Genomic DNA, 13,278 nt, shown 5'->3' with positions numbered 1-13,278 from the left:
CGGGCTACCGGGGAACGACGGTGGTGCCGGTGGCGTCCCCTTCGACGAGGTCGCGGTAGGCCTCGGCGACGGCCGCCACCGGTGTCCCGCCGGCACCGTCTTCGCCCATCGCCTCAAGGGTTTCGCTGATCCACCCCGGGCTCACGAGGTTGATCCGCAGGCCCCGCGGCAGCTCCGCGGCGGCCGACCGGACGAACCCCTCGAGCCCGGCGTTCACCAGCGCGCCGAGCCCGCTGCCGGGGATCGGCTCGGTGAACGTGCCGCCGGTGAGCGTGATCGAGCCACCGTCGGTCAGGTGCCCGGCAGCGCGCCGGGCGAGGGCGACCTGGCCGAGCAGCTTGCCGCGCAGGTCGTCGAGCACCTGCTCGTCGGTCAGGTCGGCGAGTGCCCGCAGCGGCACGTTGGCGGCGCAGCACACGACGGCATCGGCCCCCGCGGAAAGCACCGCGTCGAGAGAGGAGGGAGCACCCAGGTCGGCCCGGACCCCGGACGTCCGCGAGACCCGGACTACGTCGTGACGCGGCTCCAGCGCGGCGACGACGGCCCGCCCGACGAGCCCGGTCGCGCCCAGCACGATGATCTTCACCCCGCCGACGCTACCGTCACCTGATCGGGTCGCCGGCAGGACAGCGGGGTCGCGCGCTTCGATACTGAGGCCGTGGACGGGGACGCGGAGCTGGCGCGGGTCGCCGCCGTGCGCGCGCTCGACCTGCTCGACACCCCCAGCGAAGAACGGTTCGACCGGATCACCCGGCTCGCCCAGCACACCTTCAGCGTGCCGATCGCGCTGGTGTCGCTGGTGGAGCTGGACCGGCAGTGGTTCAAGTCCTGCGCCGGGCTCGACGAGCGGGAAACCCCGCGCAGCGTTTCGTTCTGCGCCCGGGCCATCGAACGCGACGACCTGATGGAGATCCCGGACGCCCACCTGGACCCGCGCTTCGCCGACAACCCGATGGTGACGGGGCCGCCGTACATCCGGTTCTACGCCGGGCAGCCGTTGACCACGCCGTCCGGGCACAAGGCCGGGACGCTGTGCGTGATCGACCGCGAGCCGCGGCGCCTGACCGCGGCCGAACGCGGCCGGCTGCGGGACCTCGCGCACTGGGTCGAGCTGGAGGTGTCGGTCGTCCAGGCGCGGCGGGACGCGAACCGCGCCCGTGAGGTGCGCGAGGAGCTCGTCTCGCTGGTCAGCCATGAGCTGCGGACGCCCCTGACGTCGATCCACGGCTCGCTGGAGCTGGTCGGCTCCGGCCGCTTCGGCGAACTCGGCGAGCGCGCCGCCCGCCTGGTGGCGATCGCGGCGAAGAACACCGACCGGCTGATCCGGCTGTCCAACGACGTCCTCGACCTGACCCGTCTGCAGGGCGGCAGGCTGCGCCTCCGGCTGTCCGATGTGGACATGGCGGGGGTGCTGGAGAGCGCGGTGGACAGCGTCGAAGGTGCGGCCGAGCGAATGGGTGTCCGCATCGAGCGCGCGGGCGAGACGGGCCCGGTCCGCGGCGACGCCGACCGCCTGGTCCAGGTGTTCACGAACCTCCTGGCCAACGCGGCGGCGGTGGCCCCGGAAGGCACGGCCATCACGGTCGGCGCCCGCGACGACCGGACGTGGGCCGAGGTCTCGGTCCGCGACCACGGCCCCGGCGTACCCCCGGGCGAGGAAGAGCGCATCTTCGAGCCGTTCGCCCAGGCCGGCGCCCCCACCGGGGGCGCGGGCCTGGGCCTGGCGATCACCCGCGGAATCGTCCAAGCCCACGGCGGCACGGTCCGCGCGAGCGCGGCGCAGGGCGGCGGCAGTGCGTTCACGGTCCGCTTGCCCTCCGCGGGCCCGGACACCGAACAAGCCTGGTGGTAGCCCGGCGGCCTGAGGACAACTCGCCGACCCGGCGCAGCCAGTCAGCCTCAGCCGTCCCAGCGCAGCAGACCCGCCAGCCGCGTGCCGATGCCCAGCGGGTCGAACGGCTTCGCCAGCACCGCGAGCGCCCCCAGCTCCGCCAAGCCCGTCGTGTCCGCGGCCGCCGTCAGGAACACGACCGGCAGCGCCGCGTGCGCCGCCCGGAGTTCGAGCAACGTGCGGCGGCCGTCGTAGCCCGGCATCTCCACGTCCAGCACGACCGCGTCCACCCCGCCGGAGCCGCACCGCAGCACCGCCTCGGCGCCGCCCGCCGCCGTCTCCACGCGCCAGTCCGAAAAGGCGCTCAGCGCCAGGCTCAGGACCTCCCGCACGTCCGGGTCGTCGTCGACCACCAGGACCGTGCGCGTCACCGGACACCCCGGTCGATCCGGTAGCCGACCCCGCGCACCGTCGCGATCAGACCCGGCGCGCCCGCCGCCGCCAGCTTGCGGCGCAGGTTGGACAGGTGGACGTCGACGGCGTGGTCGTCGGCCAGCCAGCTCTCGCCCCACGCCCGGCGGCGCAGCGCCTCGCGGCTGCACACCGCGCGGACGTTTTCGGTGAGCGCGTCCAGCAGCTCGAACTCGATCCGGGTCAGCTCGACGTGCGCACCCGAAACCGTCACGTCCCGGGCTTCGACGTCGATGCGGACCGGTCCGACCAAGCGGCCCGCGACGACCGGGACGGCACCGAACGAACGCGGCCGCCGCAGCATCGCCTGGATCCGCGCCACCAGCTCGCGGGGCGAAAACGGCTTCGTCAGGTAGTCGTCGGCGCCGCTGGCCAGCCCGACCAGCTTGTCGACCTCGTCGGACTTCGCGGTGAGCATGACGACGTAGGCCTCGGAAAACCCGCGCAGCCGACGGCACACCTCGAGGCCGTCCGGGCCGGGGATGTTCAGGTCGAGCACGACCACGTCCGGGTCCCACGCCCGCAGCTCGGCCAGCGCGCGGTCGCCGTCGGCGGCGGTGCGCACGTCGAAGCAGGCGTCGTCCAGCGCGAGCTCGACGACTTCCCGGATGCTGTCGGTGTCCTCCACCACCAGAACCTTCGCCATGATCGCGATTGTGACGGCCCGGCGGCGGGTCAGCAGCTTCACCACAGCGCCCGCTTCGCCGCGACGAGCAGGCAAAGCCCGGCGAACACGATCACCGCGACGCGCACCCCGCTGTACTGGCCGAGCAGCGCCACCCGCCCGATCCACGGCACGTGCCCGGCGACCACGGGCACCGTCGATGACGTGATGCGCAGGCGCTGCGGGTCGGCGTCGGCGTTGTTGTCGCCCTTCGTCCGCACCCGCGGCTCGGCCTGCGACCGGTCGACCTCGACGACGCGGTGGGCGTACCGCTCCCCCGGCGCGTCCGGGCGGGGCAGCACGACGACGTCGCCGATATCCACCGATCGGGCGTCCACCTGACGGGTGACGAGCAGGTCTCCCGGCGCGAACCCGGGCTCCATGCTCGGCGACAGCACGGGCGCGAACCCGATCCGGAGCACGAAGACCGCGACCGCACCGGCGACGGCGAGCACCGCGACCAGCCCGAGCAGCACGCCCGGCAGCCGGCGCGGCGGGCGGCTCGTGCGGTGCCGTCCGGGGGCGGGCGCGGTGGTGACCATGGGGTGGCTCCTACGAGTTCGTGGTGGTGGCGGCGCGGATCTGGGTGCGGGACACGGAGACGCCGACCGTCGCCGTGGTCGTGACCCCGGTGCCGGTGAGCGCGATCCGCAGGCTCAGCTGGTCGCCGACCGCGAGCGCGCGGGCGACGGACGACGAGCCCGCGGCCGAGTCCGACAGCGCGACGACCGTGCCCGGGCACGTGCCGCCCGACCAGGTGCCGCCGGCGCACGCGTCCAGGCGGACGCCCGCCGGGAGGAACCCGCCGGTGACGGCGACCGCGTAGGTCTCCCCCGCCAGCGCGACCGTGCCGTTGTTGCGGACCGACGCGTAGCGCGGCGCGGTGTCCAACAGTCCCCACGAGACGGTGAGCGGTTTGCCGGTCTGGACCGCGCCCGAGCTGTCGGCCAGCACCGCCGACCACGTCACCGTCGTCGCGCGGACCGCGTCGGCGGCAGTGGCGAGACCGGCCGCGCCGGCGGTGGCGGGCACGGCGGACAGCGCGGCGGCCGTCGCGGTGACGGCCGCCGCCCGCACGGACCAGGACCGGCGCACGGCTCAGGAGTTCGTGGTGGTGGCCGAGCGCTGCGTCTCGGCGAACGTGTAGGTCAGGTTCGCGGTCAGGCCCTGGATGGTCGACGTCGGCAGCGCGCCGTTGACCGTCGTCTCGGCCTGGTCCGGCAGCTGCACGGAGACCTGCAGGTGCGAGACGGAACCCGCGGCCACCGCACCGGCGATCAGCGACTGGGCGCTGCTCAGGCCGCTCAGCGCGGTCGCCGGGAGCAGCGTCGTCGCGGTGCCGCCGCTGCACGCGCCGGTCGAGGTGTTCCAGGTGCCCGGGCACTGCTTGACCGTGACCCGCAGCGCCTTCGTCGTGGCGCCGTCGGTGACGAGCGCGCCCGAGCCGGTGGCGGCGACCTGCATGGTCAGCGCCTGGGCGTCGAGGCTGCCGCCGCTGGTCAGGTCGACGTAGCGGTTGACGGTGTCGCCCGGCGCGAGGTTGGCGATGGCCTGGTCGAACCCGGCGCCGTTGGCCGCGAGGGTGAGCTTGAGGGTGCCGCTGCTGATCGTCTCGGGCGTCACGTTCGCGGCGGTGGCCGAGAGCGTCGCCCAGACGCCGGCACCCATCGCGAAGAGGACGGAGCCACCGACGACGGCGAGGGCGACGGGGCGCCACGGGGAGCGGCGGCGGGCGGGGAGGGCGTGGTCGGCCATGGCGGTCCTTGTCCGGCGGGCACCACCCGGTGTGGTGCGCTGGAACCAGGTTCGGGCCCGGACCTCCGGCGTCCCTCCGCCGTTCCTCAAGATCGCCTCAAGAAACTTCCGCGCCCGTGTCCGGTCCTGCCCGACGGCTCCGACCCCCTGGTGTTCGAACCACCGAGAAGGAGTCGAAATGGACAAGCCTGCCGGACGGCGGGAGTGGCTGGGCCTGGCGGTGCTCGTGCTGCCCACCCTGCTCGTCGCGATGGACATGACCTCGCTGTTCCTCGCGCTGCCGCAGCTCAGCGCCGACCTCGGGGCGAGCGCCACCGAGCAGTTGTGGATCACCGACAGCTACGGCTTCGTGGTCGCCGGGTTCGTGATCACGATGGGCACCCTCGGCGACCGCATCGGCCGCCGACGGCTGCTGCTCACCGGCGGCGCGGCCTTCGGGATCCTCTCGATCGTCGCGGCGTTCTCGACGAGCCCGGAGATGCTCATCGTGGTCCGCGGCGCCCTCGGCGTCGCCGGCGCGACCCTGATGCCGTCGACGCTGGCACTGATCACGAACATGTTCCGCGACGACCGCCAGCGCGGAACGGCCATCTCGATCTGGGCCACCTGCCAGTTCGCGGGCGGCGCGGCCGGCCCGGTGTTCGCCGGCTTCCTGCTCCAGCACTTCGCGTGGGGCTCGGTGTTCCTGGTCGCCGTCCCGGCGGTGGCGGTCCTGCTGGCGGCCGGCCCGTTCCTGCTCCCGGAGTTCCGTGCCCCGGCGTCCGGCCGCCTGGACCTCCCCGGCGTCGCGCTCTCCCTGGCCGCGGTGCTGCTGATCGTGTTCGGCCTCAAGCAGCTGACCACGGGCTCGCTGCCGCTGCCCCTGGCCGCGATCGCCGCCGGCGCGCTTCTCGGCACGGCCTTCACCCACCGCCAGCTGACGACGGCGTCCCCGCTGCTGGACCTGCGCCTGTTCCGCAACCGCCCGTTCACGGCGGTCCTGGTGGCCCTGGTGTTCGCGGGCGTCGCGATGGCGGGCGTCGGCCTGCTGGTCACGCAGTACCTGCAGAGCGTCCTGGGCTACTCCCCGCTGCTGTCGGCGGTGTTGTTCGCCCCGATGGGCCTCGGCGTGGCGGTGGGCACGATGACGGCCCCCACCCTGATCCGCTGGCTACCCCCGGCCACAGCCATCGCCGGCGGCCTGCTCATCTCGGCGGCGGGCAGCCTCCTGCTGGTCTTCACCCACGGCCCGGCCCTGGTGATGGTGGCCATCGCGATCCTGACCCTGGGCACCGGCCCACTGTTCGCGCTGGGCATCGGCCTGGTGATGGGTTCGGTCCCCCCGGAGCGCGCGGGTTCGGCGGCATCGATGGCCGACACGGGCAACTACCTGGGCGGCTCCCTGGGCCTGGCCCTGATCGGCCTGACCGCGACAGCCGTCTACCACGGCGTCTTCCCGGCCGGTTCCACGCTCGCCGTGGACGTCACGCACCCGGACCTGGCGGCCCAGGCGAAGGAAGCGTTCACGACGGCGCTGAACGTAACGGGCGTGATCGCGGCGATCCTGTTCACGGGACTGGCGGTGCTGGTGCGAGCGATGCGCTCGGCCCCTGTCCCGGAACCCGCGATGGCGGAATGAGCGCCCGCGAATCATTCCGGTGTGTCCTCGCCATCGCCTTGGTAGGCGACGAGCCAGGCAGCGGAGGCGAGGGTGTCGGGGTGATCGGCACCCAGGGCGCGTTTGCGGCGGGAGAACGTGTCCTCATCCAGTTCACGAGCCCGCCGGTAGTCACCCAACCCTCTGAGATCGCTGGCGAGGAAGCTGGCGGAGGCGAGGGTGTCGGGATGATCCTCGCCCAGAACCCGCTTCGAACGAGCGAACGTGTCCTCGTCCAGGTCACGGGCCCGCCGGTAGTCACCCAGTTCCCTGAGGTCGGCCGCGAAGTGGTTGGAAGCGACGAAGGTGTCGGGGTGATCGTCGCCCAAAACCCGCCTGGAACGAGCGAACGTTTCCTCGTGCAAGTCGCGAGCACGCTGGTACTCGCCCAGCGATCTGAGGTTGGAGGCGAGCTGGATGACGGAACCGAGCGTGGTGGGGTGATCGTCGCCCAGAACGCGCCTTGAGCGGTCGAGAGTGTCCTCGTGGAGGTCACGAGCACGCTGGTGTTCACCCAGCGCGGTGAGGTCGGCGGCGAGGTTGTGGGCGGTGATGAGGGTGTCGTGGTGGTCGTGGCCGAGAATGCGCCTGATCCTGGCCAGGGTGTCCTCGTGCAGGTCGCGAGCCCGTTCGGTCTCACCCAGGTCCTTCAAGGCGACGGCGAAGTTGTGGACGGACGTGAGGGTGCCGGGGTCGTCGTCGCCGAGGAGCTCTCTGCGAAGGGTGTAAGCACGCTGGAACAACGGCAGCGCGGCCCGAGGGTCCCCCCGGGTCTGGAGATAGGAAGCAAGGCGGTCCAGCAGGTGGCCGACTTTCTTTGCGACCGGTTGCCAAGCGCGCTCGGGATCGCACCCGACGAGCAGATGTGGCACGAGCACCCGCCACTGCGGCCAGCTTGGCGGATTGTTCCAAGGGTTGTCGGGGAGGCCGGCGTCCAGCAGCCGGACGACGGTGACCGGCCAGCTGGCGTCCTGGTCGTCTTCCGCGGTGTTGTCGCGGCGGGTGCGAGCTCGCAGTAGTGCGGCGGGGACGCGGTGGAGCTGGATGGTCGTCGTGGTGACTTCGGCCATCCCGTGGGTGCGCAGGATCGTGGTGATGTCGGCGAAAGCCAGCGGGTCGCGTGCTGCGGCTCCGGCATCGCCGTCCTGATAGGTGAGCAAGGTGAGGGGCACGGGTTCGGGAGCCAGCCAGGCCACCACGGTGAGCGTGTTCAGCGCGGCGGGGTGGTCGCGGGCGAGCTGGTCGAACGACACCGCCCAGGCCGCGGCCAGCGAGACGGGGTAGCTGCCGCCGCCCTCCCGGCGAGCCAGGAGCTCGTCGGTGCGCCGGGCCAGCAGGTCGAGGTAGGTGTCGGCGGTCCAGCCGGTCGCCGCGAGGAGTCGTGCGGCTTGGTCGACGGCGAGGGGCAGGTCGCCGAGGGCCTCGGCGATGCGGTCGGCGTCGGGTTCGGTGAGCTGGTCACAGCGTGAGTGGAACAACTGGACCGACTCCGCACGGGTGAACTCCCGCACCGGTAGCGCGGCGCCGATGTCGTCCCAGGAGGGGTTGCGGGAGGTGATGATGACGTGCCCGTCGCCACCGGGCAGCAACGGGCGCAGAGCGGAAGGATCTTCGGCGTTGTCGAACACCAGCAGCCACCGCTCGCGCGATTGCAGCGCCCCGCGCAACCGGGCCAACGCGACCGCAGGCGGATCTTGACCGGTGGCCAGGTCCAAGGCGCGGGCGAGGTCGGCCAGGTGGCCGGCCACCAGGCCCGGGTCTTCCGACGGCACCCACCACGCCACGTCGTACTCGTCGGCGTAGCGGTGCGCGTATTCGATCGCGGTGGTGGTCTTGCCGACCCCGCCCATCCCGTTCAGCGCCTGCACCACCGCAGGCCGCCCCGAGCACAACGCCGCCCGCAGCCCGGTCAGCAGCTCGTCGCGGCCGGTGAAACTCACGCTCCGGGCCGGGATGTTCGAGATCCGGCCCGCCGGCATCGACAGCTGCCGCGGGCGGACGAGCTCGGTCAGCGCCTGCAGCAGCCTGGTCTCCAGCTGCTCCGGCGACGACACCTTCGTGACCGCCACGCCGCTGTCGTGCAGCCGGCGCCGGAACGCCTCCTGCCGGGCGCCGAACTGCAGGTCCCGGAACAACGCCGGCGGCCCCTCGGTGTCTTCCGCCAGCACGAACACCAGGCGCGGCAGACCGGCGTCCGTCGCGATCTGGAACTCCTGCTCGGTGTACGAGACCTCCGGGCGGTCCCGCACCGGCATCCCGTAGCGGAAACCCGCGATCAGGACGTACACGTCCGCGTCGGCCAGCTTCTCCTGGTCGAGCTGCTCGGGTGTCACGTCCCGGGCGGTGAAGTGGGCCATGTCCACCACCGCGTCCCCGGCCGCCGCCACCGCCGCCTGGGCGGCCGCCGCGAACGAGCGCGGCTCCGGCAGCTCGCCCAGCTCGCTCGTGTGGCTCAGGAACACCCGCCGCGGGGGCGGCTTCCGGGCTTGTTCCTCGGCAGGCACCGCCGCACTCCCCTCACGCAGCCGACTCCCTGGAACAGTCTCCACGGTCTGCGCGGGCGTTACGGCGAAAGTGGTGGGCGCAGCAGGGTTCGAACCTGCGACCGCTCGGGTGTAAGCCGAGTGCTCTTCCGCTGAGCTATGCGCCCCGCCGGCGGCGGGCCCCACCGGGGGACCGCCGCCGGGGAAAACTCAAGCCGTCAGTTCGGCGACGGCCTTCTTCCAGCCCTGCTGGTCACGCGCCTCGCCCGGTGCGTTGACCTCGGCGAACCGGACCACACCCGAGGTGTCGATCAGGAACGTCCCGCGAACGGCCAAGCCGGCCTGCTCGTTGAACACGCCGTAAGCGCGAGCCACCTCGCCGTGCGGCCAGAAGTCGGACAGCAGCGGGAACTGGTAGCCCTCCTGGTCGGCCCACGCCTTCAGCGAGAACGGCGTGTCGACCGAGACGCCCAGTACCTGGACGCCCTTGCCGTCGTAGTCGGCGAACTCGTCGCGGAGCTGACAGAGCTCGCCGGTGCAGATGCCGCTGAACGCGAACGGGTAGAAGACCACCAGCACCGGCTTGTCACCCCGGAAGGAGGACAGCTGGACCGGCTGCTTGTTGTAGTCGTTGAGCGTGAAGTCAGGGGCCTCAGAACCGACCTCGACGGCCATACCGCGTTTCCTCTCCCGTACGGACACGTGCCTGCGACGACAACCCTATCGTGTCCGACGGGCGGGGCCGGGTCAGCGCTGCTTCGACTTCGACTTGGGGGACACCAGCCGGGTGCCGATCCAGTTCGCGCCCACGCTCATGTTGGCGGTCTGGGTCAGTCCGACGGCGGGTACCGCTTCGGCGATCTCGCTCGGCTCGACGTGCCCGGGCTGTCCCGTCTTCGGGGTCAGCACCCAGATCACGCCGGTCTCTTCCAGGGGGCCCCTGGCGTCGATGAGCGCATCGCCGAGATCGCCGTCGTCTTCGCGCCACCACAGCAGCACCACGTCGATGACCTCGTCGGCGTCCTCGTCGAGGATGTCCCCGCCGATCTGCTCCTCGATCGCCGCGCGGACGTCGTCGTCGACGTCCTCGTCCCAGCCGATCTCCTGGACCACCATCTCGGGCTTGATGCCGAGCCTCTCGGCGACGCTGCTCTGATCAGCGTCTCCCGCGGCGACCACTGCTTTCACTCCTCCAACTACGACGGAGCGTGGCGTTCCCCACCCTCTCCGGAGGGTACGGCTCCGCCACACTCGGCTACCCGGTTGCCGATAGCGAACACTGGTAGGGCTCCGCGCGCAACCGTCCACACCGGATCTTTGACAACTCGTGTCGCAGGATACGGCCCGGGAGGGACCCGCCGCGACGGCGTTTCGGGTGCCTCGCGCGACCGGTCTGCCACCCCTTCGGGGGCCGTCCCCTAGGGTGGGGGAGAAGAAAACGCGCGCGCGATACACCGCGCGCGGGGAGTGGCCCGACCGGGTCGGCCCATGTTACCGCCAAGTAGCGGTGCGGAAGCCGGGACGGAAGACGACGATGGAGAGTCGTACACGCCCGCGCACGAGCACCACCGGCTACAACTTTTCGCAAGGAGACCCCTTGGCCCCGCAGAACGACGGCGCCTCCGGCAAGGAGACCCCGGCACGCGTACGCGTCATCCGTGACGGACTGGCGGCGCACCTGCCCGACATCGACCCGGAGGAGACCGCCGAGTGGCTGGACTCCTTCGACGAGGCTCTGGCGAGGGGCGGGCAGCAGCGTGCCCGGTACCTGATGCTGCGCATCCTCGAGCGGGCCCGGGAGCGGAACGTCGGCGTCCCGGCCCTGACCTCGACGGACTACGTCAACACGATCCCCACCGAGAACGAACCGTGGTTCCCCGGTGACGAGGAGATCGAGCGTCGCTACCGCGCTTACATCCGCTGGAACGCGGCGATCATGGTGCACCGCGCGCAGCGTCCCGGCGTCGGCGTCGGCGGTCACATCTCGACCTACGCCTCCTCGGCCGCGCTGTACGAGGTCGGGTTCAACCACTTCTTCCGCGGCAAGGACCACTCCGGCGGCGGCGACCAGATCTACATCCAGGGCCACGCCTCCCCCGGCATCTACGCCCGCGCGTTCCTCGAGGGCCGCCTGAGCGAGCAGCAGCTCGACGGGTTCCGCCAGGAGTACAGCCACGCCGGCGAGGGCGGCGGCCTGCCGTCGTACCCGCACCCGCGGCTGATGCCGGACTTCTGGGAGAACCCGACGGTGTCCATGGGCCTCGGCCCGATGAACGCGATCTACCAGGCGCGGTTCAACCGCTACCTGCGCGACCGCGGCATCAAGAACACCGACGACCAGCACGTCTGGGCGTTCCTCGGCGACGGCGAGATGGACGAGGCCGAGTCCCGCGGCCTGATCCACGTCGCCGCCGGCGAGGGCCTCGACAACCTGACCTTCGTGATCAACTGCAACTTGCAGCGGCTCGACGGCCCGGTGCGCGGCAACGGCAAGATCATCCAGGAGCTGGAGTCGTACTTCCGCGGCGCCGGCTGGAACGTCATCAAGGTGATCTGGGGCCGCGAGTGGGACTCGCTGCTGCACGCCGACCGCGACGGCGCGCTGGTCAACCTGATGAACGTCACCCCGGACGGTGACTACCAGACGTACAAGGCCAACGACGGCGCGTTCGTCCGCGAGCACTTCTTCGGCCGCGACCCGCGGACGAAGGACCTGGTCAAGGACCTCTCCGACGCCGACATCTGGAACCTCAAGCGCGGCGGCCACGACTACCGCAAGGTGTACGCGGCGTACAAGTCGGCGCTGGAGCACCACGGCCAGCCGACGGTGATCCTGGCCCACACCATCAAGGGCTACGGCCTGGGCCCGGCGTTCGAGGGCCGCAACGCCACGCACCAGATGAAGAAGCTCACCCTCGACGACCTCAAGCTGTTCCGCGACTCGCAGCGGATCCCGATCAGCGACGAGGAGCTCGAGCGCGACCCGAAGCTGCCGCCGTACTACCACCCGGGCGCGAATTCGCCCGAGATCGAGTACATGATCGGCCGCCGCAAGGCGCTCGGCGGGTTCCTGCCGGAACGCCGCCCGAAGGCCGCCAAGGCCCTGGTCCTGCCCGGCGACAAGGTCTACGAAGGCATCCGGAAGGGCTCCGGCAAGCAGGAGGTCGCCACCACGATGGCGTTCGTCCGGCTGGTCCGCGAGCTGGCCAAGGACTCCGAGATCGGCAAGCGCGTCGTCCCGATCATCCCGGACGAGGCCCGCACCTTCGGCCTCGACTCGATGTTCCCGACCGCCAAGATCTACAACCCGCACGGCCAGACCTACACCTCGGTCGACGCGAGCCTGATGCTGGCCTACAAGGAGTCCGAGAAGGGCCAGCTGCTGCACGAGGGCATCAACGAGGCGGGCTCGACCGCGTCGTTCACCGCCGTCGGCACGTCGTACGCGACGCACGGCGAGCCGATGATCCCGATCTACATCTTCTACTCGATGTTCGGGTTCCAGCGCACCGGTGACGGCCTCTACGCGGCCGCCGACCAGATGGCCCGCGGGTTCGTCCTCGGCGCCACCGCCGGCCGCACCACGCTGACCGGTGAGGGCCTGCAGCACGCCGACGGGCACTCGCTGCTGCTGGCGGCGACCAACCCGGCCGCGGTGGCCTACGACCCGGCGTGGTCGTTCGAGATCGCGCACATCATCAAGGACGGCCTCCGCCGGATGTACGGCGAGACCGGCCCGGACGGCAACGGCGAGAACGTCTTCTACTACATGACGATCTACAACGAGCCGTACCAGCAGCCCGCCGAGCCGGAGAACCTCGACGTCGACGGCCTGCTGAAGGGTCTGTACAAGTACGCCGACGCCCCCGGAGGCGACGGCCCGGAGGTGCAGATCCTGGTCTCGGGCGTCACGATGCCGGACGCGCTCAAAGCGCAGAAGCTGCTGGCCGAGGAGTGGGGCGTGCGGGCCGCGGTGTGGTCGGCGACGTCGTGGACCGAGCTGCGGCGCGAGGCCGTCGAGATCGACCACGACAACCTGCTCTACCCGGGCAGCGAGCCGCGCGTGCCGTACGTCACCGAAGCGCTGCAGGGCGCGAACGGGCCGGTCGTGGCGGTGTCGGACTGGATGCGCGCGGTGCCGGACCTGATCCGCCCGTACGTCCCGACCGACATGCTGACGCTGGGCACCGACGGGTTCGGGTTCTCCGACACCCGGCCGGCGGCGCGGCGGAAGTTCCTGATCGACGCCGAGTCGATCACCGTCGGCGCGCTGTCGATCCTCGCCAAGCGCGGCGAGGTCGAGCAGGCGAAGGTCCTCGAAGCGGCCACGAAGTACCGGCTCGACGACATCGCGGCCGCCGGGCCGCAGACGTCGGATTCCGGCAGCGCGTGACCTGGTGCTAGAAAGGGACCCGGCAGACATCGGATGTCTGCCGGG

General features: G+C 71.6%; 12 protein-coding genes and 1 tRNA gene. 3 read left to right on the top strand and 10 right to left on the bottom strand.

What is annotated here, in order from left to right; all coding sequences use genetic code 11:
* Positions 1 to 4: 4 nt before the first annotated feature.
* On the bottom strand, positions 5 to 586 hold the full coding sequence (locus AB5J73_RS23255) for a short chain dehydrogenase (protein WP_370972201.1): 582 nt from the start codon (positions 584 to 586) through the stop codon (positions 5 to 7).
* 72 nt (positions 587 to 658) lie between these two features.
* Here AB5J73_RS23255 and AB5J73_RS23250 point away from each other — a divergent pair, with 72 nt between their 5' ends.
* Positions 659 to 1,852, top strand: coding sequence for an ATP-binding protein (locus AB5J73_RS23250; RefSeq protein ID WP_370972199.1), 1,194 nt, complete (start codon positions 659 to 661; stop codon positions 1,850 to 1,852).
* 47 nt (positions 1,853 to 1,899) lie between these two features.
* Here the strand turns inward: AB5J73_RS23250 and AB5J73_RS23245 are convergent, their stop codons facing one another.
* The 5 genes from AB5J73_RS23245 to AB5J73_RS23225 are packed head-to-tail and all read right to left on the bottom strand — an operon-like array spanning position 1,900 to position 4,721.
* Complete coding sequence (locus AB5J73_RS23245; protein WP_370972197.1) at positions 1,900 to 2,262, bottom strand: response regulator; 363 nt, start codon at positions 2,260 to 2,262, stop codon at positions 1,900 to 1,902.
* The gene (locus AB5J73_RS23240; protein ID WP_370972195.1) at positions 2,259 to 2,948 is read right to left on the bottom strand and encodes a response regulator transcription factor; all 690 of its coding nucleotides are present in this window, start codon (positions 2,946 to 2,948) and stop codon (positions 2,259 to 2,261) included. Before AB5J73_RS23240 ends, AB5J73_RS23245 begins: the two co-directional genes overlap by 4 nt.
* A gap of 38 nt (positions 2,949 to 2,986) precedes the next feature.
* Complete coding sequence (locus tag AB5J73_RS23235) at positions 2,987 to 3,508, bottom strand: signal peptidase I (protein WP_370972193.1); 522 nt, start codon at positions 3,506 to 3,508, stop codon at positions 2,987 to 2,989.
* Positions 3,509 to 3,518: 10 nt separating this feature from the next.
* Entirely contained in the window at positions 3,519 to 4,061 is a 543-nt protein-coding gene (locus tag AB5J73_RS23230) for a hypothetical protein (protein WP_370972192.1), read from the bottom strand.
* Positions 4,062 to 4,064: 3 nt separating this feature from the next.
* Positions 4,065 to 4,721 (bottom strand): TasA family protein, encoded by a 657-nt coding sequence (locus AB5J73_RS23225; protein ID WP_370972190.1) that lies wholly within the window; start codon positions 4,719 to 4,721, stop codon positions 4,065 to 4,067.
* Between the two features lie 178 nt (positions 4,722 to 4,899).
* On the opposite strand from AB5J73_RS23225, the gene AB5J73_RS23220 reads away from it, so the two are divergent.
* Positions 4,900 to 6,339: an MFS transporter gene (locus AB5J73_RS23220; protein ID WP_370972188.1), complete on the top strand. Its 1,440-nt coding sequence runs from the start codon at positions 4,900 to 4,902 to the stop codon at positions 6,337 to 6,339.
* 11 nt (positions 6,340 to 6,350) lie between these two features.
* Here the strand turns inward: AB5J73_RS23220 and fxsT are convergent, their stop codons facing one another.
* The 4 genes from fxsT to AB5J73_RS23200 form a co-directional block, all read right to left on the bottom strand.
* Positions 6,351 to 8,861 carry an FxSxx-COOH system tetratricopeptide repeat protein gene (gene fxsT, locus AB5J73_RS23215; RefSeq protein WP_370972186.1) on the bottom strand — a complete coding sequence of 837 codons (2,511 nt, stop codon included), beginning with the start codon at positions 8,859 to 8,861 and terminating at the stop codon, positions 6,351 to 6,353.
* 71 nt (positions 8,862 to 8,932) lie between these two features.
* Positions 8,933 to 9,007: transfer RNA gene (locus AB5J73_RS23210), tRNA-Val, on the bottom strand.
* A gap of 43 nt (positions 9,008 to 9,050) precedes the next feature.
* The gene (locus tag AB5J73_RS23205) at positions 9,051 to 9,515 is read right to left on the bottom strand and encodes a peroxiredoxin (protein ID WP_370972184.1); all 465 of its coding nucleotides are present in this window, start codon (positions 9,513 to 9,515) and stop codon (positions 9,051 to 9,053) included.
* Positions 9,516 to 9,587: 72 nt separating this feature from the next.
* A complete protein-coding gene (locus tag AB5J73_RS23200) occupies positions 9,588 to 10,019 on the bottom strand; it encodes a DUF3052 domain-containing protein (protein ID WP_370972183.1) in 432 nt (143 codons plus the stop codon).
* 418 nt (positions 10,020 to 10,437) lie between these two features.
* Here AB5J73_RS23200 and aceE point away from each other — a divergent pair, with 418 nt between their 5' ends.
* On the top strand, positions 10,438 to 13,233 hold the full coding sequence (gene aceE, locus AB5J73_RS23195) for a pyruvate dehydrogenase (acetyl-transferring), homodimeric type (RefSeq protein WP_370972181.1): 2,796 nt from the start codon (positions 10,438 to 10,440) through the stop codon (positions 13,231 to 13,233).
* The last annotated feature ends 45 nt before the right edge of the window (positions 13,234 to 13,278 follow it).

Origin of the sequence: Amycolatopsis sp. cg9 (assembly GCF_041346945.1) — a bacterium.
Lineage (GTDB): Bacteria > Actinomycetota > Actinomycetes > Mycobacteriales > Pseudonocardiaceae > Amycolatopsis.
Note: the sequence above shows the minus strand (reverse complement) of the source record. Positions and strands in the feature narration are given on the sequence as shown.